Source organism: Kitasatospora sp. NPDC056446, assembly GCF_042796115.1.
GTDB lineage: Bacteria > Actinomycetota > Actinomycetes > Streptomycetales > Streptomycetaceae > Kitasatospora.
Genome location: NZ_JBHTRF010000004.1, coordinates 171623 through 193405 on the forward strand (window position 1 = coordinate 171623; position 21783 = coordinate 193405).

General features: G+C 74.3%; 18 protein-coding genes. 6 read left to right on the forward strand and 12 right to left on the reverse strand.

Annotated elements, in window-relative coordinates:
- The first annotated feature begins 99 nt into the window (after nucleotides 1-99).
- Entirely contained in the window at nucleotides 100-1053 is a 954-nt protein-coding gene (locus ACFQ6N_RS04510; protein ID WP_380646811.1) for a DMT family transporter, read from the forward strand.
- A 94-nt stretch (nucleotides 1054-1147) separates the two neighbouring features.
- A complete protein-coding gene (locus tag ACFQ6N_RS04515) occupies nucleotides 1148-2518 on the forward strand; it encodes an amidohydrolase family protein (protein ID WP_380646812.1) in 1371 nt (456 codons plus the stop codon).
- Between the two features lie 107 nt (nucleotides 2519-2625).
- Here the strand turns inward: ACFQ6N_RS04515 and ACFQ6N_RS04520 are convergent, their stop codons facing one another.
- The 4 genes from ACFQ6N_RS04520 to ACFQ6N_RS04535 form a co-directional block, all read right to left on the reverse strand.
- Nucleotides 2626-3840: an alpha/beta hydrolase family protein gene (locus ACFQ6N_RS04520; protein ID WP_380646813.1), complete on the reverse strand. Its 1215-nt coding sequence runs from the start codon at nucleotides 3838-3840 to the stop codon at nucleotides 2626-2628.
- Between the two features lie 165 nt (nucleotides 3841-4005).
- Nucleotides 4006-5508: a carboxylesterase/lipase family protein gene (locus ACFQ6N_RS04525; RefSeq protein WP_380646814.1), complete on the reverse strand. Its 1503-nt coding sequence runs from the start codon at nucleotides 5506-5508 to the stop codon at nucleotides 4006-4008.
- Between the two features lie 22 nt (nucleotides 5509-5530).
- Nucleotides 5531-6445, reverse strand: coding sequence for an MBL fold metallo-hydrolase (locus tag ACFQ6N_RS04530; protein ID WP_380646816.1), 915 nt, complete (start codon nucleotides 6443-6445; stop codon nucleotides 5531-5533).
- Between the two features lie 431 nt (nucleotides 6446-6876).
- Nucleotides 6877-7554: a TetR/AcrR family transcriptional regulator C-terminal domain-containing protein gene (locus tag ACFQ6N_RS04535; RefSeq protein ID WP_380646817.1), complete on the reverse strand. Its 678-nt coding sequence runs from the start codon at nucleotides 7552-7554 to the stop codon at nucleotides 6877-6879.
- 229 nt (nucleotides 7555-7783) lie between these two features.
- On the opposite strand from ACFQ6N_RS04535, the gene ACFQ6N_RS04540 reads away from it, so the two are divergent.
- On the forward strand, nucleotides 7784-10510 hold the full coding sequence (locus tag ACFQ6N_RS04540; RefSeq protein ID WP_380646818.1) for an AAA family ATPase: 2727 nt from the start codon (nucleotides 7784-7786) through the stop codon (nucleotides 10508-10510).
- A gap of 270 nt (nucleotides 10511-10780) precedes the next feature.
- A complete protein-coding gene (locus ACFQ6N_RS04545; RefSeq protein WP_380646820.1) occupies nucleotides 10781-11818 on the forward strand; it encodes a hypothetical protein in 1038 nt (345 codons plus the stop codon).
- 166 nt (nucleotides 11819-11984) lie between these two features.
- Here ACFQ6N_RS04545 and lysS read toward each other — a convergent pair whose 3' ends face one another.
- The 8 genes from lysS to ACFQ6N_RS04585 form a co-directional block, all read right to left on the reverse strand.
- Nucleotides 11985-13661, reverse strand: a complete 1677-nt coding sequence (gene lysS / locus ACFQ6N_RS04550) for a lysine--tRNA ligase (RefSeq protein ID WP_380646821.1) — start codon at nucleotides 13659-13661, stop codon at nucleotides 11985-11987.
- Nucleotides 13662-13765: 104 nt separating this feature from the next.
- Complete coding sequence (locus ACFQ6N_RS04555) at nucleotides 13766-14488, reverse strand: aspartate/glutamate racemase family protein (RefSeq protein ID WP_380646822.1); 723 nt, start codon at nucleotides 14486-14488, stop codon at nucleotides 13766-13768.
- The gene (locus ACFQ6N_RS04560; protein WP_380646823.1) at nucleotides 14485-15705 is read right to left on the reverse strand and encodes a DapH/DapD/GlmU-related protein; all 1221 of its coding nucleotides are present in this window, start codon (nucleotides 15703-15705) and stop codon (nucleotides 14485-14487) included. The genes ACFQ6N_RS04555 and ACFQ6N_RS04560 overlap by 4 nt, the downstream gene beginning before the upstream one ends.
- Nucleotides 15706-15773: 68 nt before the next feature.
- Nucleotides 15774-16535 carry a class I SAM-dependent methyltransferase gene (locus tag ACFQ6N_RS04565; RefSeq protein WP_380646824.1) on the reverse strand — a complete coding sequence of 254 codons (762 nt, stop codon included), beginning with the start codon at nucleotides 16533-16535 and terminating at the stop codon, nucleotides 15774-15776.
- The gene (locus ACFQ6N_RS04570; RefSeq protein WP_380646826.1) at nucleotides 16532-17356 is read right to left on the reverse strand and encodes a YggS family pyridoxal phosphate enzyme; all 825 of its coding nucleotides are present in this window, start codon (nucleotides 17354-17356) and stop codon (nucleotides 16532-16534) included. The genes ACFQ6N_RS04565 and ACFQ6N_RS04570 overlap by 4 nt, the downstream gene beginning before the upstream one ends.
- Nucleotides 17353-18561 carry a pyridoxal phosphate-dependent aminotransferase gene (locus ACFQ6N_RS04575; RefSeq protein ID WP_380646828.1) on the reverse strand — a complete coding sequence of 403 codons (1209 nt, stop codon included), beginning with the start codon at nucleotides 18559-18561 and terminating at the stop codon, nucleotides 17353-17355. Before ACFQ6N_RS04575 ends, ACFQ6N_RS04570 begins: the two co-directional genes overlap by 4 nt.
- Nucleotides 18558-19679 (reverse strand): acyl-CoA dehydrogenase, encoded by a 1122-nt coding sequence (locus ACFQ6N_RS04580; RefSeq protein ID WP_380646829.1) that lies wholly within the window; start codon nucleotides 19677-19679, stop codon nucleotides 18558-18560. The genes ACFQ6N_RS04575 and ACFQ6N_RS04580 overlap by 4 nt, the downstream gene beginning before the upstream one ends.
- Nucleotides 19676-20806, reverse strand: a complete 1131-nt coding sequence (locus tag ACFQ6N_RS04585) for a UDP binding domain-containing protein (RefSeq protein WP_380646831.1) — start codon at nucleotides 20804-20806, stop codon at nucleotides 19676-19678. Before ACFQ6N_RS04585 ends, ACFQ6N_RS04580 begins: the two co-directional genes overlap by 4 nt.
- A gap of 7 nt (nucleotides 20807-20813) precedes the next feature.
- On the opposite strand from ACFQ6N_RS04585, the gene ACFQ6N_RS04590 reads away from it, so the two are divergent.
- On the forward strand, nucleotides 20814-20945 hold the full coding sequence (locus ACFQ6N_RS04590; RefSeq protein ID WP_380646832.1) for a hypothetical protein: 132 nt from the start codon (nucleotides 20814-20816) through the stop codon (nucleotides 20943-20945).
- Nucleotides 20942-21778 (forward strand): hypothetical protein, encoded by an 837-nt coding sequence (locus ACFQ6N_RS04595; protein WP_380646833.1) that lies wholly within the window; start codon nucleotides 20942-20944, stop codon nucleotides 21776-21778. Before ACFQ6N_RS04590 ends, ACFQ6N_RS04595 begins: the two co-directional genes overlap by 4 nt.
- Nucleotides 21779-21783 lie beyond the last annotated feature (5 nt).

Consider the following 21783-nt stretch of genomic DNA (forward strand, 5'->3'; position numbering starts at 1 on the left):
AGGAACTCCGACATGAGCACTCCCCCCGCTCCGACCGGGTCAGGTCACCGCCGTCCTGCCCGGCCCGGCCCCCAGTCGGCGGGACAGTCCCGCCGACCCGTGCCCCGCGCCGGCTCGCCGGCCGTCCTGGCGGCCATCGCCACCGGCATGGTGGTACCGGTACAGGCCCGTCTCAACGGCGAGCTGAGCCATCGCCTCGACGACGGCATCGCCGCGGCAGCGATCAGCTTCTCGGGCGGACTGGTCCTGCTGTCCCTCCTCGCGCTCTTCTCCCCCGCACTGCGCGGCGCGCTGCGGCGCCTGGCCGGCGCCGCGCGGAACGGCCGGCTCCCCCGCCGGTACCTGCTGGCCGGTGTGCTCGGCGGCACTTTCGCCCTGGCCCAGTCCACCGCCGCGCTGGTGACCGGAGTCGCCGTGTTCACGGTGTCGGCCATCGCCGGCCAGACCCTCGGCGGTCTGATCGTGGACAGCCGGGGGATCGGCGGCGGCCTGCGGCGGCGCCCGGGCGCCGCCCGGCTCACGGGAGCGGCCGTCGTCCTGGTGGCCGCGGTCGTGTCCGCCCTGCCCCGTTTCACCGACGGCCTCGCACCGGCCACGATCATCCTGCCGGCCCTCGCCACCGTCGCCGCGGGCTTCCTCCTCGGTGTGCAGCAGGCACTGAACGGAGCGACGACGGCCGCGTCGGGCTCGCCGCTCGCGGCGACCTGGCTCAACTTCCTTGTCGGCGCGGTGTTCCTCGGTGCGGCGTGGGGGGTCGGAACGCTCGTGCGGGGGACCTCGGGGCACCCCCTGCCCACCAGTGCGTGGGTCTACCTCGGCGGTCTGTGCGGCGTGGTGTTCATCGGCGCCTCGGCATTCCTGGTAGGCCGGATCGGTGTCCTGCTGCTGAGCATGGCCTCCATCGCGGGGCAGCTCGGCGGCTCGATCGCCCTGGACTTCCTGGCCCCTTCGGGCGGTCGGTCCCCCTCCGTCCTCACCGTCCTCGGTGCGCTGCTCACGTTCGGCGCCGTCGGAATCGCTTCCCGGCGCCCGCGTGGCACCGACGCGACGTGATCCACGTCCGCGCCCGGACCGCACGCGGACCCCACCGCCCCCCTCTCGATCGAAAAGCAACACAGTGCCGCCCACGGCACGGAAGGAACCACAGGTGTCCCAGAACCAGCCCGAGAACAAGGAACGCATCCTGATCAAGGGCGCGTACCTGATCACACAGGACGACAGGCTCGGCAACCTCGTGGGCGACGTCCTCGTCGCCGACGGCAGGATCCTCGACATCGGCCGGGACCTGTCCGACGACCGGGCCAGGATCATCGACGGCGCGGGCAACGTCGTGCTGCCCGGCTTCATCGACACCCACCGCCACAACTGGCAGGGGGCGCTGCGCAATCTCGGCCCCGCCTGGACGTACCAGGAGTACCGCAGCCAGGTGCAGATCGGCCTCGGACAGTACTTCGACCCGCGGGACGTGCACATCGGCAACCTGGCGGCGGACCTGATGTCCCTCGACTCCGGGGTGACGACCGTGCGGGACGAATCGCACATCAGCAACAGCCCCGAGCACTCGGACGCGGCGATCGCGGCACACTGGGAGTCGGGCATCCGCGCCGTCTTCGACCACGGCTGGCCGTCGACGGAGGCGGAGCAGTGGCAGTTCGGCAGTGACCGCAGCCACCCCGACGACATCCGGCGCATCCGCGACGAGGTGCTCTCCGACGACTCGGCACGGGTGACCCTCAACGCGATGCTCCGCGGACCGGAGCTGTCCACCCCCGATGTGTCCGAACGCGACATCCGGCTCGCCCGTGAGCTGGGCCTGCGCATCAGCATGCACGTGGGCCTCGGCGAGTGGGGGGCGCGGCAGCAGGCCGTCCGTCAGCTGGAGGAGGCCGGGCTGCTCGCCTCCGACATGACGTTCATCCACCTGTGCACGTCGACCGACGAGGAGCTGCGGATGGTGGCCGCACGCGGTGCCACCGCGTCCGTGGCCGGCGCGCTGGAGGTCTTCATGCCGGGCCTGGGCCAGCCGGCCACCAACCGGCTGCTGGCCGCCGGTATCCGCCCGAGTCTCAGTGTGGACACCGAGACGATCGTGAGCGGTGACATGTTCGGCGTCATGCGGGCGACCCTCGCCTACCAGCAGCTGATCCTCGCCGGTGCGGCCGGGCCCATGGACCGTGCTCCCGGCCTGCCCACGTTCGACGCCGCCGACCTGCTGTCCTTCGCGACCATCGAAGGCGCGCGGGCCGCGGGGATCGACGACCGCACCGGCAGCCTGACCCCGGGCAAGGAGGCGGACCTGATCATGATCCGGCTCGATCACGCCAACATGCTGCCCGCCACGGATGTCGCGGCCACGATCGTCGCGGGCGGCCATGCCGGCAATGTCGACCTGGTCGTGGTGGCCGGTGACGTCCTCAAGGAGAACGGTGTGCTGAAGGGCGGCGACACCGTCTTCGACGAGGCCGCGGCCTCCCGTGACCGGCTCTTCCACGCCGCCGGTCTGCCGCTCCCGGCCTGAGCGACGGCACGGCCGGCTGCTCCACGACGCCGAGCCCTACCGCCGGGCCTACGACGTCGGCCCGCTCAAGGCCGTATCAACCCCCGGAGGATCGACGCGGCGCCGCGTCAGTCGTGGAAGAGTACTTCCGGATTGTTCGGCGAGGGGCCGTCCAGCAGCGGGCTGTGGATCCCGTTCAGCGTCTGGTCGAAGAACGCCGCCACGTACTCGCGGGTGATCGCCACTCCGCGTTCCGGGGAGAGGGGCGGCGTCGGAAACCCGGCCTGCTCCTGAAGCAGGTCCAGGTCGGCGAAGCTGAAGTGGTCGGCGCCGGCGACCGTCAGCCACTTCTTGTCGCCGCCGAGGGCGGCCCAGGCCCGCTCCCACGTGGTGTCGGAGCCGCCGGGCGAGTGGCTGTCGGTCACGCCCAGCATGAGGAGCGGCCGGTTGATCCGGCCGGGCATCGGCGCCGGGTGGAAGCTGCCGTCCATGTTCACTCCGGCCCGTACTCGCGGGTCGGCGATCATCGTGGCGGCGGCCGCCGCTCCGCCGATGGAGTGTCCGGCCATGCCGATCCGGTGCTTGTCGATGAGGTGTGCCAGCGGCCACGCGGTATTGCCGTGCGTCAACTGGTCGATCACGAAGGACACGTCCAGCGCGCGGCTCGCGGCGACGGAGTCGAAGTCGAAGTCGAGCCGCGCCGGGTCGTCGCAGATCGCGCACGGCGGCGTCTGGCCGTCCGCCAGCGTCTCGCCGCTGTCCTCGTAGGTGTGGCCGACGAGCGCGACGACGTAGCCGTGACTGGCCAGGTCGGTCGCGAGCGCGGTGAGCGTCATGCGCGGGTCCTCGTACGCGGGTGAGAGGACCACCAGCGGATGCTTGCCGCGCTGCGGCCGCGCGCCGTCGAAGGCCTGAGTGGTGACGCCGGCAAGGTTCTGCGGGGTGACGCCGGAGTCCGCCGGCAGGTTCCGGTGTCGGATGATTCCGGCTGCCTCGGCGAGGGTCATGTAAGGGGCCGGAGTCCCGGTCCCGGGGACAGCGGGGTAGATCATCGTGACGGTCAGTCGGCGGGGGCCGGATGACGGCACCCACGGGTCGGGACGGCCGGCGTCGGTGAGGTGGATGACGTCCTCGCCGGCGGCGTAGGGGCCGGTCGGCGCGGGGAGTGTGCCCTGGAAGGACCGCGTGGGCGCCGTGGCGGTGGCCGGTGCGGTGTCGAACGCGTGCGTGGCCGACGGTGTGGCCGACGGTGTGGTCGTGGCGGCGAACCCGGAGCCGGTTCCGGTGACGAGGGCGGCGAGCGCCAGCACCGCGACAGCGCTGATACGGCGATTGCGTTTCATGGGATCGACGCTAGATTCCGCGGCTCCGTGTCGAATCGGCCCGTGGATGTAAAGGTTGCGGTGCCGTCCGTAACCCCGGCGAGGTACCGGAGTAATCCGCCGGGAGTACGTCGTGCGGCGCGGGGCTCCCTTCGCCGGCCGAAGGGGTGGCGGGCGAGCCGGAGGTCAGCTCCAGGCCCGTCGTTCCTCGCCGCGGGGATCGTGGACCAGGGCCCACTCGGCGTCGATGCGCATGGTGGCCCGGTGTTCGGTGTCGTACCGGGCCCAGCCTGGGTCACCGGTGGTGGCGAAACGGATCCAGGTCTCGTGCATGCGGGCCGCGAGGTCCGCGGGGGGCTCGTCGGGGCCGAGCAGGGCGGCGGGGCCCCGGAGCCTCGGCAGGTGCGCGAGGTCGAACACGAAGGGCAGCTCGACCGCGTGCGCGGCGCCGAGCGCTCCGTCCAGGGCGGGCGAGCGCCAGGCGAACTCGTAGGCGAAGGTCGCCGATCCGGCATGGGCGGCATGGGCGGCGTGGGCGTCGGCCAGGGCCCGGGTGCCCGTGCCGAACAGCGCGTCGCCCATGATCGCGGAGCGCAGGTCGCCCGGTGACGCCCCGGGGCGTGTCCGGCGGTACGTCTCGACGAGCCGGGCGGGGTCCGGGTGCGAGCGTGCCGCCGTCCGCGCCACGTCCTCGGCGGTCGAGGAGGCGTACCTGCCGACGGGGACCAGGTACAGGAGGCCCTCCTCGGTGTTGGTGCCGACGAGCAGGTCGACGTCGGAGCCGTGTCCGGCGGCGACGGCCTCGGCGGGCTGGGTGTCCAGGACCAGGCTGAAGGGGCTGAGGCCGATCAGCGGGTCGTGGTGGGTGGCCGTCCGCAGGTCGATGCCGGCGAGTTCGGACGCGGCCGCCACGAGGCATTCGTCGGAGACCCCGGCGAAGGCGTCCACGTGCGGCTCGACGCCCAGCGCCGCGGCCGCGGCGGCGGTCACCCGGGCGGCCTGCTCGGTGGTGAACGCCCCCAGGCCGCTGCCGCTCTGCACGATCGCCCTGCGGAACAGCCCCACGGCCGCCGGGGCGGCGAGGACGCCGCCGACGATGGTGGCCCCGGCCGACTGGCCGAAGAGCGTGACGTTGTCCGGGTCGCCGCCGAACGCGGCGATGTTCTCCCGCACCCAGCACAGCGCCTCGACGACGTCGAGCAGGCCGCGGTTGGCGGGGGCCCCGGGGAGGTCGAGGAACCCGGCGATGCCGAGCCGGTAGTTGAGCGTGACGAGGACGACGCCGTCACGGGCGAAGGCGGACCCGTCGTACAGCGCGGAGCGCGTCGAGCCGGCGACGAACCCGCCACCGTGCACGAACACCATCACGGGCAGGCCGGCGCGCGCGGGGGTGGGCGTCCACACGTTGACGGTGAGGTAGTCCTCGCCCCGGCTCCAGCCGGCACCGAAGTAGGGGGCCATGTCGATGCTGCCGAGCCCGCGTTCGGCCTGCGGGGCGTTCGGGCCCGGCACGGTGGCGTCCCGTACGCCGGCCCAAGGCCCGTGCGGCAGCGGGTGCGTGAACCGGCCGGCGCCCACCGGCGCAGCGGCGTAGGGGATGTCGAGGAACACGGTCGTGCCGTCGTCGCGGCGCAGGCCGCGGACGGCTCCCCGCGCGGTCGTGACGACGGGTTCGGGGTGGTGCTTCATCTCTGGTGCCCTTCCGGGGGCTTCAGCCCTGCTCGGTGTACGGGGAGAAGGGCGCCCAGCCCTTGATGCCGAAGGCGCTTCCCTCGCGCGTGACCTCGACGGCGCCGTGGCCGCCCAGGTGGGCGGGGATCACCAGGGCGTTGTTGTCGGCCGCCCAGCCCAGGACCCTGCGGCGGGTGGCCCGCGCTTCGACGGGGTCCTCGCAGAAGCAGCTGTTGGCGTCCGGTTCGAGGATCTGCACCGGGCTGTGCAGCATGTCGCCGATGAACACCGCGCGGTCCGTCCCCGAGGTGAGGGTCAGCACGGAGGAGCCGGGTGTGTGCCCGGGGGCGGCGTCCAGACGCAGGTTCGCGTCGATGCGGTGGCTGTCCTCCCACAACCGCGTCCGGCCGGCCCGGTGCACCGGGGCCACGCTGTCCTCGAAGACGTTCTGGTTGCCGCGGCCGAGGAGCGGCTCGTGCCCGTTCTCCGGGTTCCAGAAGTCGAAGTCGGCCTTGGGCATCAGGTAGGTGGCGTTCGGGAACGTGGGCACCCACTGCCGCCCGTCCAGGTAGGTGTTCCAGCCGACGTGGTCGACGTGGAGGTGCGTGTTGATCACGACGTCCACGTCCTCGGGCCGGACGCCGGCCCGGGCGAGGTCGGCCAGGAAGTCCGTTTCGAGGCGGTTCCAGACCGGGGCGTAGGGGCGGTCCTTGTGGTTGCCCACACCGGTGTCGACCAGGATCGTCCTGCCCTCGCTGCGCAGCAGCCAGGTCTGGATCGCGGATTTCACGTGGTTGCTCCCGGAATCCAGGAAATGCGGGGCCAGCCATTCGGCACCGGTTTCCCAGACCTCCTTCGAGCTTTCCGGGAAGAAGGTGTCGGGTGTCATCTCGACGGAGCCGAAGTACTCCCGGACCCGGGTGATCGAGACATCGCCGAGGGTTATCTGTTCCATGGGGTTTCCTTGAAGTCCGGAGGATCGGTTCGACCGTACGGGCGGCTCCGGTGGGCGCGGTATCAGTCACGTGACTGCACCTGCCCGCGGCCCCGGCCGCGACCACGGGTTCGCGGGTTCAAGGGTTCAAGGGCGGGACTGGTGGTCGAGGACGACCGGCTGACAGGCGCGCGACGGGCGGCGGACGGCCGGCGGCGGGCCCCAGGACCCCGCTCGCCGCACTGTCCCGGCTCCCCGGTTCGAGGCCCGGGACGGCGTGCCCGCCGGGCTCGGCCCGTCGGTCGTGGAGCACCCGACGGGCCGTCGGGTCCCAGGCCGGAGCGGACGCCTCCGGGCGCGCCGACTGTCCGGTACTCGCCGACCGACGCCGGGACGCGCAGGGGCGCCAGGACCCGCACGGGGATGCCGGGCTCACCCCTCCTGCGAAGTGCTCAGCGGCGAGCCGTCCTGGCGAGCAGCCCGTCGATGACGGCGTCGACGGCGGCATGGAACCGCGTCTCGCTGTCGCCGGTGACGAGTTGTGCGGCGTGGGCGGTGATCAGGGGGAAGCGCTCGGGCGGCAGGGCGGTGAACCTCTCGTAGAGTTCGTCGGCCCGGTCCCGGGGGGCGGCGAGCCGGGCGTCTGCCTCGATGGCGGAGTGGTTCACCAGCGTCGCGAAGATGTCGACGGCCCAGGCGGCGTCCTGCGGGGCGAGCCCGCCGGCGAGCAGGATGCCCAGTTGGTTCTCCAGCAGGCGCACGGTCGCCTCGCTGCGGGGCGGTGCGGCGATGGCGGTCGCGGCGATCCCAGGGTGGGCGATGAACGCCCGGCGCAGGCGGGCGAGCAGTTCGTGAACCTGGTCGCGCCAGCGGCCGGCGTCCGGGGCTTCGAGTTCGACGGCGGCGACGATGCGCTCCTGCATCGCCTGGAGCAGGCCCTCGCGGCCGGAGACGTACACGTAGAGCGAGGCCGGTCCGGTGTCCAGCGCGGCCGCGACCTTCCGCATCGTGACCGCCTCCACGCCCTGGGACGCCAGGATCTCCAGCGCCGCGTCGACGACCGCGTCCTCGCTGAGTGGCGGCTTCGCGGGGCGGTCGCGCGTGGAACGCCGGCGGCTTTCGGAGTTCATCGGTGGTGGACCTTTCGGCGGGCCGCGGCCCGCTCGGCGGCAACCAGGAGGGGCGTACGGCATTCGTCACGAACATCGTACGTCCAGCCTGCGCCGGAAGACCAATGGTCGGCGGGGCCCTGTCGTGGTTCTCCCCGCGTTAGGATCCGGGGTGTCCCGAGTCCCTGGAGTGCCTGTGGAAAACGGTGGGAGGGCTCGCGGGGAGGAGCGCTCGGCCCGGAGTGCCGAGGTGGCACCGGTGGGCCGGCAAGCCGAGATCGCGGAAGTCATCCGGCGTGTCGGCGCCGACCGGTCCCGCGGTGGCGTGCTGGTCGTCACGGGTGAGCCCGGTGCCGGAAAGACCACGCTGCTCGACATCGCGGCCGACCACGCGCGCGGGGCGGGCGCCCGCGTGCTGCGATCGGTGGGGAGCCGGTCCGAGGCGCGTCTCGGATTCGCCGGTCTCCACCAGTTGCTGCGCCCGGTGCTCGGTGCGGTGGAGGGCCTGCCGGCGCGCCGGCGCGGCGCGCTCGCCGCCGCCCTGGGGATCGAGGAGTGCGTCGAGGCCCCCGACACGATGGTGGTGGGGCCGGCGGTCCTGGACCTGTTGTCGGACCTGGCGGAAACGGCACCGCTGCTGGTGCTGGTCGACGACGCCCAGTGGATCGACCGCGGCTCCCTGGAGGTCCTCTCCTTCGTGGCGCGACGCATGGACACCGAGACCGTGACCCTGCTGGTCGGAGTCCGCAGCGCGGCCGCGCTGCCCGGCTTCGACCGGGAGTACGAGCGCCTCGAACTCGGCCCGCTGGACGGCGGGTCGGCCAACCGGCTGCTCGACCGGCAGCCCGCACCACCGAGCGGCCGAACCCGGGCGCGGATCCTGGAGGAGGCGGCGGGCAACCCGCTGGCCCTGGTGGAACTCGCCCGGGCCGCCGCGCTGCGGCGCCCCGGGGGCACCGGCCTGGAGGGGCCGCTGCCGGTCACCGACCGCCTGGAGCGGATCTTCGCGGAGCACGCGGCGGACCTGCCGGAAGCGACCCGCCGCATGCTGCTGCGCCTCGCGACCGCCGACACGGCGGACGCCAGGGCAGCCGCCATGGGCCTCCCGGAAGCCGGTGACGAGGCATGGGAGCCCGCGGACCGGGCCGGGCTGGTACGCCGGGACGGCGCCGGGGTCTCCTTCCGCCACCCGCTCGCCCGCTCCGCCGTCTACCATCGCGCGTCGATCGGGGAACGCCGCGAAGCGCACCTCGCCCTCGCGGGACTGCTGGGTGAGGAACCGGACCGCCGCGCCTGGCACCTCGCCGCCGCGACGGTCGGGCCCGACCAGGACGTGTCGACCGCCCTGCGGCAGACGGCCGACCGGGCCCGGCGCCGCGGCGGCTTCGCGGCCGCCGCCGCGGCCCGGGAGCGCGCCGCGGAACTCAGCCCGCGCCGTGAGGACCGGGCCCGCCTGTTCGGCCAGGCCGCCGGCGACGCCGTCTTCACCGGTCAGCTCGGCTGGGTGGAACACCTGGCCGCCGCGGTCCGCGACTGCTCCGACGATCCGGCGCTCCTGGGCGAAGCCGCGCTGGCCACCGGCCGGCTGATGGCCCTCGGCTCCCGCCACACAGCGGCGTTCGCCCGGCTCATGCGCGTCGCCGGGGACGCGGACCCGCACTCGCCCCTCCTGCTCGACACGCTGGCGGCGGCCGCGGTGGTCCGCTACTACTCGGGCGAGGACTCCCAGCACCGACGGATCCGGAGCCTGCTGTCCCGCGTGCCCGACGATCCCGCCGCGGCGGCGGTGCGCGCCTGGGTGCTGGCCGTGTGCGACCCCGGCGGCGCGGCAGCGTCCCTCGTGCCGGTGCTGCCCGGGCTCATCGCCGGGAGCGGGGGCGACCACCAGCGGCTGACCGCGCTCGCCATCGTCGCCTGGCTGCTCGACGAGACCGCCCTCGCCGCCAGGACCTTCGACGAGGCGTTCGACCGGTGGCAGGTTCACGGCCCGTTCCCGGACGGGCTGGCGTGCGCGGTCGGCTGGACCCGCCTGGACCAGGGCCGGTGGGCCGAGGCCCGCTCGGTGGCGGCCGACATCGCGGCCACGGCATCGGCGGCCGGACTCGACCACGCCGAGGCGTGTGCCCGTGTCCTCGACGCCACGGTGGTCGCCCTGCTCGGCGACCCCGCCGCCGCCCGCCGGCTGGTCGAGCGCGCCCTGTCCCTCGTCGATCCGCTGGAGAGCCGCTCCGTCGCGGTCTTCGCCCGCAGGGCCCTGGGAATGGCGGCGGTGGCCGAGGGCGACTACGACACCGCGTACGCGCAGTTCCGCGCCGCGTTCACCGCCGACGGCGAGCCGGTCCACTACCACGCCTCCCACACCGTCCTGGCCGAACTGGCCGCGGCGGCCGTCCGCCGAGGAGAGCGGCAGGACGTCGCGGACCTGCTGGAACGGTCGGCGCGCCGCCTCGGTGCGGGCATGTCGGCACGGGTGGCCGGGCTGATCGACCGGGGCCGCGCCCTGCTGGCGGATCCCGAACACGCGGAACCGTACTTCCGGGCGGCGCTCGTGGACCCGGCCGGTGACCAGTGGCCGTTCGAACGGGCGCAGACCCGGCTGGACTACGGGGAGTGGCTCCGGCGCCGGCGCCGTATCGCCGAGGCCCGCCCACTGCTCGGCGCCGCCCTGGAGACCTTCCGGCGGCTGGACGCGCGGCCGTGGGTCGAACGGGCCCAGGCGGAACTGCGCGCCGCCGGCGTCGAGACGACCGACGCCGGGCCCGGCGCCCTTGCCGGACTCAGCCCCCAGCAGCGGCAGATCGTCCGACTGGCGGCCCGCGGCCTGACGAACCGTGAGATCGGGGAGAGGCTGTTCCTCTCACCGCGCACGGTCGGCTCCCACCTCTACCGGGTCTTTCCCAAGCTGGGCATCACCGCCCGCTCGCAGATCCGGGACGTGCTCGACGGAGCCCTGCCGGGCAGCGGCGTCCAGGGCTGACAGCGGAGGCCGGCCGGGCCCGGCCGGGGCCGTGGCAGGACCGTCCACCGGGCGATCGGCTGCCCGACCACACGGACCGGCCCGTGTCATGTGCAGGGCGCATGTGGGAGATCCCCAACTCGCGTTGGTGACGATCCGGTCGGCGGTGGATGCTGGGCGCGACGTCGGCGAGTGTCGGGTGGGACGGGAGGGATTCCCGGTCGGGGCGGCGGCCGACGCCGCGCCACACCGCCACACCGCCACACCGCCACAGGAACGGGGGACCCGAATATGCAGGATTCCATCTCGGTCGCACTCGGATCGCATGGGGCGGCACCGGGCGGGCTGGACGCGGGTGCGGTCGGCCTGTACCGGTGGGTGGTGCGCGTCGGGGGGATGAGCGACATCTCCCAGGCCGCGTCGCAACTGAACCTGACGGACCACGAGGTGGCGCGCCACGTCGAGGGCCTGGTCCGGCTGCACCTGCTGCGCCCCCTCCCGGGGGCCGACGACGGCGTTCTGGTGCCGGTCAGTCCCGAGGCGGCCGCCGCGGGGCTGGTCACCCCGCACGAGACCCGGCTGCGCCACCAGCTCGCCGAGGCCGAGCGGCTGCGCGGCCAACTGACCGCGCTCGCACCGCTGTACGCCCAGGATCGCCTCCGGCAGGAGGCGACCGTTCAGCTGACCGTCGAGGAGCAGCTGGACACCGTCATGGCGCTGATCGAGCACTGGAGCGCGCACTGCCGGCACGAGGTGCTCACCTGCCAGCCCGGTGGTGGGCGCGCCCAGGAGCTGATGGACAAGGCGGTCGTCCGCGATCTGGCGATCCTCGGCCGCGGTGTGCGCCAACGCACCCTCTACCAGCACACCGCGCGCGCCGGCGCGCCGACGCAGGAGTACGTCCGCCGGATCACGGAGGCCGGCGGCGAGGTCCGTACGCTCCCCCAGCTCCTGGGCAAGATGGTCGCCTTCGACCGCAGCATCGTCTTCATCCCCTGCGCGGACATCCCCACCGGGGCGGTCGTCGTCCAGGAGCCCTCCACCGTCGCGTTCCTGTGCCAGGCGTTCGACAACGCCTGGTCCCTGGCGAGCCCCTACACTCCGGTCCACCGTGGCGCCGCCATGCCGGACGAGGTCAAGGACGCCATCGTCAAGTTGCTTGCCGACGGCGTGAAGGACGAGGTGGTCGCCCGCAGGCTGGGCATGTCACTGCGGACCTGTCGCAAGCACATCGCCGAGATCATGGACCGGGTCGGCGCCGCCAGCCGCTTCCAACTCGGCTACCTGCTGCACAGGCACCGGGGCATGGACCCGGGCCCCAGCACCTGAGCGGTCGTCCGGACCGATCATCTCCGGGATGTCCGGGGCCGCGCACACGAACGTCCCGGTCGTGGCGGACCAGCCACGACCGGGACGTCCTCCGCTGTTCCCGGAGCCCGTCGGACCTGCGTCGGCCGTCGGACCTGCGTCGGCCGAGGCCCTGACCGGGCCCCGGCTACGCCGCGGTCAGCAGCGCGCGGACGCGCTCCGCGCCGAGCGCCAGCAGCAGGGTCGGCAGCCGTGGGCCGGTGTCCCGGCCCACCAGGAGGGTGTACAGCAGGGCGAAGAAGGCGCGCTGGGCCGTCTTCAGCTCTGGCGTCGGAGCGGCGTCCGGTGACAGACCGGCCTGGATCTTCGGCACCCCGTAGACGAGGTCGGTGAGCCCCGCCGGCGACCAGTGCGCGTCCAGTCCGTCCAGCAGCAGCTTGATCGACTCGTGCTCCGCCTCGGTCAGCTGCCCCAGGCGCTCCAGGTCGGGCGCGGTGCGCACCCGGGTCCGCTCCTCGGCGGGCACGTAGCCCGTGATCCACGCCTGGGCACGGTCGAGTCGCGGCCGTGCCTGGGCCAGGTCATCGAGCGGGTCCTCCGAGGTGATGTCCCGGAGGATCCGGAGCGTCAGCTCGTCCTGACCGGTGGTGATGTCGACGACCGAGGCCAGCGTGCGGAAGGGCAGCACCCGCTCCGTCGTCGGCAGCGTACGGGTCGCCGAGCCGACCGAACGGGCCCGCACCGCGATCTCCCCCGGCTCCGCCCCGCCCGTCCCGATCTTGCGGCCCAGCGCGTCCCACTCGTCGTACAGGCGGTTGACCTCCTGGTCGAAGGCCACGGTGATCGCCTGGTTCGGCCGGCGACGTGCGTACAGCCAGCGCAGCAGCGGGGCTTCGATGATGCGCAGGGCGTCGGCCGGAGTGGGTGCCCCGCCCGCGGAGCCGCTCATCTTGGCGGACCCGCTGCTGCCGACGAAGGAGTAGCCCAGGTAGGTGGGCGGCTGACCGTCGAAGATCTCCCGGACCACCCGGGAGCCCACGGTGAAGCTGGAACCGGGGGACGAGTGGTCGACGCCTCCGGCTTCGAAGGTGACCCCCTCGAAGGCCCAACGCATCGGCCAGTCCACCTTCCAGACCAGCTTGCCTCCGTCGTGGCGGTTCAGCTCGAAGCCGTCGGTGTGGCCGCACTGGCAGCCGTAGCCGATCCGGGTCGTGGTCTCGTCGTAGGACGTGACGGTGGTGGTGTCCCGCCCGCAGACCGAGCAGTACGGCTTGTAAGGGTAGTACCCGGCCCCGGCCGCCGCGTCGGACGCCTCGTCTTCGTCGGTCTCGGCCTCGGTCTCGGCGTCGGCCGCCTTCTTCGCGGTCCGGTACCGCCCGAGGACGGCGTCGATCCGCGACCGGTTGCGCATCGCGTGGATGATCTGCTCCCGGTACGCGCCGGAGGTGTACATCCCGGTCTGGCTGATCTCGGTGACCTCGACGCCCAGTTCGGCGAGCGCGGTGCGGAACGGCACCTTGAAGTGCTCCGCCCAGTTCTCGTGGTCCCCGCACGGGTCCGGGACCGCGGTCAGCGGACGTCCGATGTGCTCGGCGAACGACGCCGGTGCCCCGGCCGGGACCTTGCGGAGCCGGTCGTAGTCGTCCCAGGACAGGACGTGCCGGCATTCCAGCCCGCGCCGCCGGATCTCGTCGGCGACGAAGTGCGGGACCATGATCTCCCGGAGGTTCCCCAGGTGGATCGGCCCCGACGGGCTGATCCCCGAGGCGCAGACCAGAGGCGTGCCGGGCCCGCGGCGTTTGCCTTCGGCGATCATCTGGTCCGCTGCCGCGACCACCCAATCGCCTTGCTTCACGCCAGCCACGTCATGCCTCCATGGGGAACAGGGCACCTGCGTCGCAGGCCGCTTGATGACAAAGAGCATAAAGGACAGGGGTGGCCCCACCTGGAGCGGGAACTGACACGGGATCAATTCGACAGGTGTGCCAGGGAGGCGGTGACCAGTGCCGCGACGTGCGCGTCCACCGTGTCGACGACCTCGGGCGCCGCGCGTTCGGCAGCGGGGAGGAGCAGGCCCAGTTCGGTGCAGGCGAGGACGATGCCGTCGACGCCCTCGCCCCGCAGGCGCTCGCACAGTCGGCGGAACTCGTCGGCGGACCGCTCGTTCGTGGTGCCGAGGCACAGCTCCTCGTAGATGAGCCGGTCGATGAGCCGCTGGTCGCCGGGGGCGGGCAGCACCGGTTCGACGCCGTGGGCGGCCAGCGCGCCGGTGAACTGGCCGCCCGCCGCGGTGAAGCGCGTACCCAGGACCGCGGCCCGGGTGATGCCGCGTCGACGGGTGGCTGCCGCCGTCACCTCCACGATGTCGATCAGCGGCAGGTCGCACGCGGCGCCCACGGCCCCGGCGACCCGGTGCATCGTGTTGCAGGCTATGGCCAGCACGTCCGCGCCCGCCGCGGCCAGCCGCCGGGCCCCCTCGGCGAGCAGCTCGCCCGCCCCGTGCCAGTCCTCGGCCAGTTGGCGGCTCTCGACCTCGGCGTAGTCCGGCGACCAGACCACCATGCGTGCCGAGTGCGATCCGCCGAGGCGGGCGGCGACGCCTTCGTTGACCGCCCGGTAGTAGGTGACGGTCGAGGGCCAGCTCATCCCGCCGAGCAGGCCGATGACCGCGGGTCCACCGGTGGACGTCATGCCGCCGCCCTCCGGAGCCGGGCGAAGGCCTCGGGCTCGATCGAGGTGAAGCAGCGGTCGTCCCCGCACGGCATGGCGTGGCGCCGCAGTTGGTCGCGCAGGTCCTCGACGACGGGTGAGGTGCCGCCCCGGAGCCGTCCCGATCGCAGCTCGAACAGGGTCACGGCCTCCTGGTCCGGCGGCGGCCCGGGGCGGTCCTCGACGGTGAGGACGGCGAGCGCCTCTCCGGGCGGTGGGGTCCGCGGCCACGGGTCGCCCTGGTCGAGCAGGACGACCCGGGTGCGGTGGGAGCCGTCCGCCAGGCTCACGGTGAGCGTGGCGGCATCGCCTCCGGGCTGCTCCGGCCGCTCGACCGGGCAGCCCTTCCAGGCGAGTTCGGTCCGCCAGACGTCCAGCACCGCGAGCACCGCCTGCCGGGCCCGGTCGGCGGTGACGGCCCGCAGGTCGAGCGGCTTCTTGACCCGCGCCGGGACGCCGCCGGCCAGCACGCCGGCCGGCAGCGGGGCGGTGACCACGGAGCCCGCGGCCACCACGGTGTCCTCACCGATGGTGGCGCCCGGCAGCACCGTCACGTGGTAACCGAGCCAGACGTCACGGGCGATGCGGACCGGGGCGTAGGCGGGCCGGGTCCCGTTGAGGGGACCGTGCCCGAAGTGGTAGCCGTGGGTCCAGATCGCCAGGTAGGACCCGGTGCCGACGCCGTCGCCCACCGAGATCTCGTGGTTGGCGTTGAGGACGGAGTGCTGACCGATCGTCACCCGGTCACCGATCCGGACCAGGGCGGTGGAGGTCGTGGTGCCCCCGTAACCGACCCGCGCGCCGTCGCCGAAGTAGAACATCCGCCCCGCCGTGAAGTCGCGGCACAGCACCTCCGCGTCGGCGGCGATCCGGGCGGCCCCGCCGACCGCGAACCGCTCCGCGACCAGCACCCGTACTCTGGCGCCGAGTTCACTGCCGGCGCCGAGGTGGAGCGTCGCGGCCCGCAGATCGCAGTCGGGGCCGATCACCGTCCCGTCGCCGATCACGACCTCGTCGCCGACGATCGTGGTCCCGGCGCGGATCCGCACGCCTTCGCCGATGGCCAGCCGTTCGGCGTGGATGCGCACGTCCTCGCCCGTACGGCACGAGGCCGGCAGGCCGCGCGGGTCGATGAGGGGTGGGGAGCCCGCCGGCGCGGTGCTCGGGACCGGCCGGGGCGCGGGGGTGCTGGGGGTCATGCCGGGGCCGGCCTTCCGGGGGGTCCTGGGGAACACGACGGGTGGTACGGGGAGCGCCTGACCGGTGCTCACACGGTCACCTCCAGCAGGGCGAAGGGGAGCAGCACGCCGCTGCCGTTGGTCAGGACGGCCGAGCCGTCCAGGGTCGCGCGGCGGGTGCTCAGCGGGTCGGACGGGGAGCTCGGCACGCTCGCCGGCGGCCGGTGGTCATGGAATCGGTGGCGCAGTCCGCGCCGGGCGAGGTGGTGGGCGAACGCGGCTCGTGAATGGACGTTCCAGCCGGGCAGCCAGGCGCCGTCGCCCGCCGGTCCGGCCTGGCGCAGGCGGACCAGCACGTCGACGGGGTGGGGGTTGAACGCGCCGTACAGGTAGGCCGTCCCGCCGGGCTCGACCAGGTCCAGGACGTGGTCCAGCCACGGGTCGAGGGTGTCGAAGTGGCTGTGCAGGGTGAGCATGGTGACGGCGCGGTACCGCCGTGCGGGCAGCGTCTCCCGGCGGCCGACGTCCGCCACGGCGAACGAGGCCTGCGGCACGTGCCGCGCCGCGTGGTCCACCAGGGCCGGCAGCGCGTCGAGTCCGGCGAGCCGGGCGTGCGGGTGGCGGCCCGCCAGGTAGTGCAGGAAGGCGCCGTTGGCGCAGCCGATGTCCAGGACGGAGGTGTCGGGCCGTTCCAGCAGGCCGCGCAGGTGCTGCTCGACGAAGGCGAAGTAGGGCCGGTGGTGGTCGGCGGGCGGACGGTCCAGGTAGCGCAGGTCCAGATCGCGGGTTCCGTCGCCGGTCGCGGGCAGCGTTCCCGCGGCTGCCGTGGGGGTGGGGTGCTCGGCGGTCACGCGGTGCCTTTCCGTTCGGGACGGGCCGGGTGGGAACGGCTGCCCAGGAGTGCCGTGCCCACCCGCAGGTGGGTCGCACCGGCCGTGACGGCCGCTTCCAGGTCTCCGCTCATGCCGGCCGAGACGGCGGTGGCCCGCGGATGGTCCGTGCGCAGCCGGTCGGAGAGCGAGACGAGTCGGGCGAAGGCCGGCCCGGCCGGGTGGCCGAGCGGGGCGACCGCCATCACGCCGGCCAGCCGCAGGCCGGGGGCGCTCGCGACGGCGTCGGCGAGGGCGGCGAGTCCCTCGGGCGGGACGCCGCCGCGCCGCGGGTCCCCGTCCAGGCTCACCTGGACCAGGCAGGAGAGCGTCCGTCCGGCGTTCCCCGCCGCCCGGGAGAGCGCGGCCACCAGGGCGGACCGGTCCACGGAGTGCACGAGGTCGGCGTACCGGGCCACCGAGGCGGCCTTGTTCCGCTGGAGGGTGCCGACGAAGTGCCAGCGCGGGGACGGGGCCGGGTCGGCGGAGTCGGCGGAGTCGGCGGAGTCGGCGGAGTCGGCGAGGTCGGCGAGGTCGGCGAGGTCGGCGAGGTCGGCTGCCTTGGCCGCCGCTTCGCGGTCGTGGTTCTCTCCCAGGTCGCGGATGCCGAGCCCGACGAGCAGCCGGGCGTCCGAGGCGGGTCGGGTCTTGGTGACGGCCACCAGCGTGACGTCGCCCGGATCGCGGCCGCAGGTGGCCGCGGCGGCGTCGACGCGGGCTCTCACGGCCCGGAGGTTGGCGGCCAGTTCGGCTTGGCGCCCGGCGGCGGGCGCGCGGGCGAGGAGGTCGGCCGTGGTGGTCACGCGTTCGTTCCTTCCGTACGGAGGGTGGGTACCGGGCGGGTCTGCCGCAGGGTGGCGAGTCGTGCGACGGCCTCCTCGAGCACGGCTCGCCGCTTGCAGAAGGCGAACCGGACGAAGTGCCGGCCCGCCTGCGGATCGGCGTAGAAGACCTGGTTGGGGATGGCCGCCACGCCGCAGCGGGCCGGCAGCGATCGGCAGAAGGCCAGCCCGTCCGGCTCGCCCAGCGGGCTGATGTCGGCGGTCACGAAGTAGGTGCCGCGGGGGACGTGGGCGATCAGGCCCGCGGCGTTCAGCCCGGTGACCAGCAGGTCCCGGCGCCGGCGCAGCGAGTCGCGCAGCTCGGCGAGGTGACCGGGCAGCAGGCGCAGGGCGTCGACGACCGCGTACTGGAAGGGGGTGCCGGAGCCGAGGGACAGGTACTGCTTGACCGCGGTGACCGCCTCGACCAGCTCCCGCGGGCCCGTGGCCCAGCCGACCTTCCAGCCGGTGAAGGAGAAGGTCTTGCCCGCCGATCCGACGGTCAGGGTCCGCTCGGCCATGCCGGGCAGAGCCGCGACGGGCTGGTGCGGCGGTCCCTCGAAGACCAGGTGTTCGTAGACCTCGTCGGCGATGACCAGCAGGTCGTGGGCCCGGGCCGTCTCGGCGATCTGCCGCAGCGACTCGGGGGGCAGCACCGTGCCGGTCGGGTTGTGCGGGGTGTTGAGCAGCAGGACCTTGGTCCGGGCGGTGACGGCGGCGCGCAGCACGGCCGGGTCGAGGGTGAAGCCGGGTGTGGTGAGCCTGACGGGGACCAGGGTGGCGCCGGCCAGCGCGACGCAGGCGGCGTACGCGTCGTAGTACGGCTCCAGCACGACGACCTCGTCTCCTGGTCCGGTCAGCGCCAGTAGCGCCGCCGCCAGTGCCTCCGACGCCCCGGTGGTCACCACGACCTCCGTTGCCGGATCCAGGTCGATGCCGTACTGGGCCCGCTGGTGGTCGGCGACGGCCCGGCGCAGCTCGAACAGCCCGGGCACCGGCGGGTACTGGTGGTACCCGGCGCGCAGGGCGGCGACGGCGGATTCGACGGCGTGTTCCGGTCCCGGTGTGTCGGGGAAGCCCTGGCCGAGGTTGATCGCGCCGTGCCGGGCGGCGAGTTCGGACATCCGGGTGAACACCGTGGGCCCGACGTCGGCGAGGCGGACCCTTCGCGTGCCCCGGGCCGTCACGGCGTCCTCGCGATGGCGGCCGCGACGGCGAGCATCCGGTCCCCGGTGGCCGTGCGGCTCTCCGGCGTCTGCGCCTGGACCAGGTGGAAGGACGCCTCCGCCAGCAGCCGGGCCGGCAGGGAGCCGGTGGCCGCGCTCGCGCCGCCGGTGGCGGCGACACAGGCGGTGGCGGCCCGGCAGGCCAGTTCGAGCACGGCCGCCCGCACGGCCAGTCGTTCGGCCGCCGCCTCGTGCGCGGGCACCTCGTCCACCAGGTGGTAGGCGCCGGTGCGCAGCGCGTCGGCCTCGGCCGCCATGCGCAGGCCCAGGTCGCGGTACCCGGGGTCGCGCCCGGCCGCCGTCAGATGGGCCGTGGCGGCGCGGATGGTGCCGAACACCCCGGGGTTGACGTTCGGCCGGTGCGCGGCGTCGTCGCGCCGCCAGTCGGCCGTCGGGTGCAGGGCGATCACCCGGCCCGGCGGCACGGCGGTGCCGTCCAGGTCCGCCGACACGGTGCGGGTGGCCGCCATGCTCCACAGCCGGTGGGGGCGCACCCCGGTGAAGCCCGCGCGCTCGTCGCAGTCCAGCAGCGCGAACAGGATCCGGTCGTCGCCGGTCGCGGCGCCCACCAGGACGACGTCCGCCAGCCCCCAGCCGGTCAGCCAGGCGAGGCGGCCGTGCAGCCGCCAGCCGGCCCCGTCGGGCAGGGCGGTCACGGTCGGCGGGCCGGGCCGGCGCAGGTGCGAGGTCGCCACCGCCGCCAGCACCGACCCGGCCGTCATCGGCGCGAGCCAGCGTTCCCGGATCGCGGGGTCGGGGCAGGCCGCCACCTCCCGGAGCGGGTGGTGGTGCTGGGCGAAGACGCACCAGGTCGCGCCGTCCGCTGCGGCGATCGTCTCGGACACCTCGCGCCGCACCTGCGCGGCGGTGTGCGGCCCCGCGGGCCGGTACACCGCGCTGCCCAGGGCGCCCGCCGCCGCCAGGGCGTCCAGGTGCGAGCGGGGCACCAGGCTCTCGGCGGTGGTGGCGGCGGCCGGCGCCAGCAGCGACCCGGCCACGTCCCGGGTGCGGGTCACCAGTGGGTCCGCCGGGTGGCCGGGGGCCGGCCGCGGGAGCGCCGTGAGGGTCGCGGCGCTCATCGCGGGTCCGCCGGCCCGGTCGCGGGGGCGGCCAGCCAGGAGGCGCCGCCCGCTCTGCGGTAGACGACGTGGCCGGCCCAGGTCCGGTCCGCCCAGACCCCGTGGTTGTCCAGGACGAGCAGCGGCTCCGCGCGCGGTTCGTCGAGCAGCGAGGGGTACGGTTCGGCGCGGAACTCCGGGTGGTCGGGCACGACGAGGACGGTGGCCGCTTCCCGGACGGCGCTCGCCAGGTCGGTGGCGGCCGTGCCGTCGCCGAGCAGGGCGTCGATCTCCTCGGCGCGGTACATCGGATCGTGCACGCTCACCGGGACGCCCAGTCGGCGCAGCTCCTCGGTGATGCGGACGGTGGGGCTGAGCGTGGCCACCTTGATGCCGCCCTTGTACGCGAGCCCGAGCACCAGCACCGGTCCCCGGGCCGCGACGGCGTCGGCGACCAGGCTGCGCATCCGCATGTCGGTTTCGACCGCGTGGCTGAGCAGCGAGAGCTCCGTGGCGTCGGCCGCGCCCCGCAGCAGGTACCGGCTGGAGAGCGGGATGCAGTAGCCGCCGGTACCGAAGCTCGGGTGGAAGGTGCCGATGTTCCACTTCGTTCCGGCCAGCCGGAGCACCTCGACCATGTCGACGTGCGGGTAGGCCAGGCTGAGCTGGTTGGCGAGGGTGATCTCCACGTGGCGGTAGGCGTTCTCGACGCACTTGACGAGCTCGCCCTCCACGTGGCTGGGGGCGCGGTGCAGGGTGTCGCACATCAGCCCCAGGACCTCCCGCGCGGCGTCGGCCGAACGCTCGGCGATCCCGCAGTAGATCCGGTCGAGGTCGCGCAGGCCGTACCCCTCGGCGAGGAACCAGTCGCGGCGCGGGGCCAGGGCGAGCAGCAGGTCGCGGTCGGGTTCGAGGCCGGCCGTGGCGATCATCGGGAGCAGCAGGTCCTCGACGGTGCCCGGGGTCAGCGTGGACTCGACGATCACCAGCGGCGGCCGCTCGGGCCGGCGGGCCGCGGTCGCGGCGACGATGGCGGCGAACACGTCGACCAGCGCTCCGGTGAAGGGCTCGGCCTCGCGTTCGGTGGGCACGGCGACGAAGTGGACGGCGATGTCCTCGGCCAGCGCACGGGCCTGGTCCGAGGTCACCTGGACGGTGACCGAGCAGCCCTGGGACCCGGATGCGGAGATCGCCGCGATCGGGTCCGTGACGCCGGAGCAGGTGGCCGAGGCCGCACGCGAGCTGAGCCGGTCACTGATCGCGGTCGTGCGCCCGGAGCCGGCGTGAACCCCACCCCGGCCGACGCGCCGTCGCCCGCCGCCTTCGGGGCCGCCGACGGCTACCTGCGGGCCGCCGACGAGGCCGGACTGCTCAGCCTGGTCGACGGCCTGCCGGTGGTGGCGGGCGAGTACGTCGAACCGGTCACCGGGGAGCTCCAGTGCCTGGTGGAGCACGCCGACCCACGGCTCATCGCCCGGGCGCCGACGCTGCTCGACGCCCTCTTCCGGCGCCACCGCGACTGCTCCTCCGCCGTGGTGCGGCTGCCCGGCCCGCTGCCCGCCCCCGCGGAACTGCGACCGCTGCTGACCTACCTCGAACACACCCCCGCGCGGCCCCCGCCCACCGGGGCCCCCACCTCCTTCGAGATCACCGAAGCCGCGGCCGGCGACGAGGAGCCGATCGCCCGGTGGCTGACCCGGGCGATCGACGACGCGGCCGCCGACCGCGGGCACACCGGCGGCCGGGAGGGCGGCGCACAGGCCGTCCGGCAGTTGCTCACCGCCCCCGACCGGCGCTCCTACCTGGTCCGGGTGCCCGGAACGCGGGCACCGGTGGGGCACGCCACGATCCTGACCGACGCGTACGACGACGTGAGCGACACCCCGTTCGTCGAACTGGTGGACATCCTCGTCGACGACGACGCGCTGCGCCGAACGGCGACCGCCGCCCTGGTGGCCGCCTGCGCCCGCGCCGCGGCCGAGCGCGACGCACCCCTGATCGGCAACGTCGCGCACCCCCTGCCCCGGGACGGCCGGGATCCGGCCGCCGCGGTGGTGGCCGCGCTGCGCCGCCAGGGCTGGACGCCGACCCACCGCTACCGGTACGCCGCCCGGCCCTGACCCGT

What these genes read in the sequence shown, in the direction of transcription:
- ACFQ6N_RS04520 (WP_380646813.1), bottom strand. Translation starts at nt 3,840, where the DNA reads ATGAAACGCAATCGCCGTATCAGCGCTGTCGCGGTGCTGGCGCTCGCC.
- ACFQ6N_RS04525 (WP_380646814.1), bottom strand. Translation starts at nt 5,508, where the DNA reads ATGAAGCACCACCCCGAACCCGTCGTCACGACCGCGCGGGGAGCCGTC.
- ACFQ6N_RS04530 (WP_380646816.1), bottom strand. Translation starts at nt 6,445, where the DNA reads ATGGAACAGATAACCCTCGGCGATGTCTCGATCACCCGGGTCCGGGAG.
- ACFQ6N_RS04535 (WP_380646817.1), bottom strand. Translation starts at nt 7,554, where the DNA reads ATGAACTCCGAAAGCCGCCGGCGTTCCACGCGCGACCGCCCCGCGAAG.
- ACFQ6N_RS04545 (WP_380646820.1), top strand. Translation starts at nt 10,781, where the DNA reads ATGCAGGATTCCATCTCGGTCGCACTCGGATCGCATGGGGCGGCACCG.
- ACFQ6N_RS04555 (WP_380646822.1), bottom strand. Translation starts at nt 14,488, where the DNA reads ATGACGTCCACCGGTGGACCCGCGGTCATCGGCCTGCTCGGCGGGATG.
- ACFQ6N_RS04560 (WP_380646823.1), bottom strand. Translation starts at nt 15,705, where the DNA reads ATGACCCCCAGCACCCCCGCGCCCCGGCCGGTCCCGAGCACCGCGCCG.
- ACFQ6N_RS04580 (WP_380646829.1), bottom strand. Translation starts at nt 19,679, where the DNA reads ATGAGCGCCGCGACCCTCACGGCGCTCCCGCGGCCGGCCCCCGGCCAC.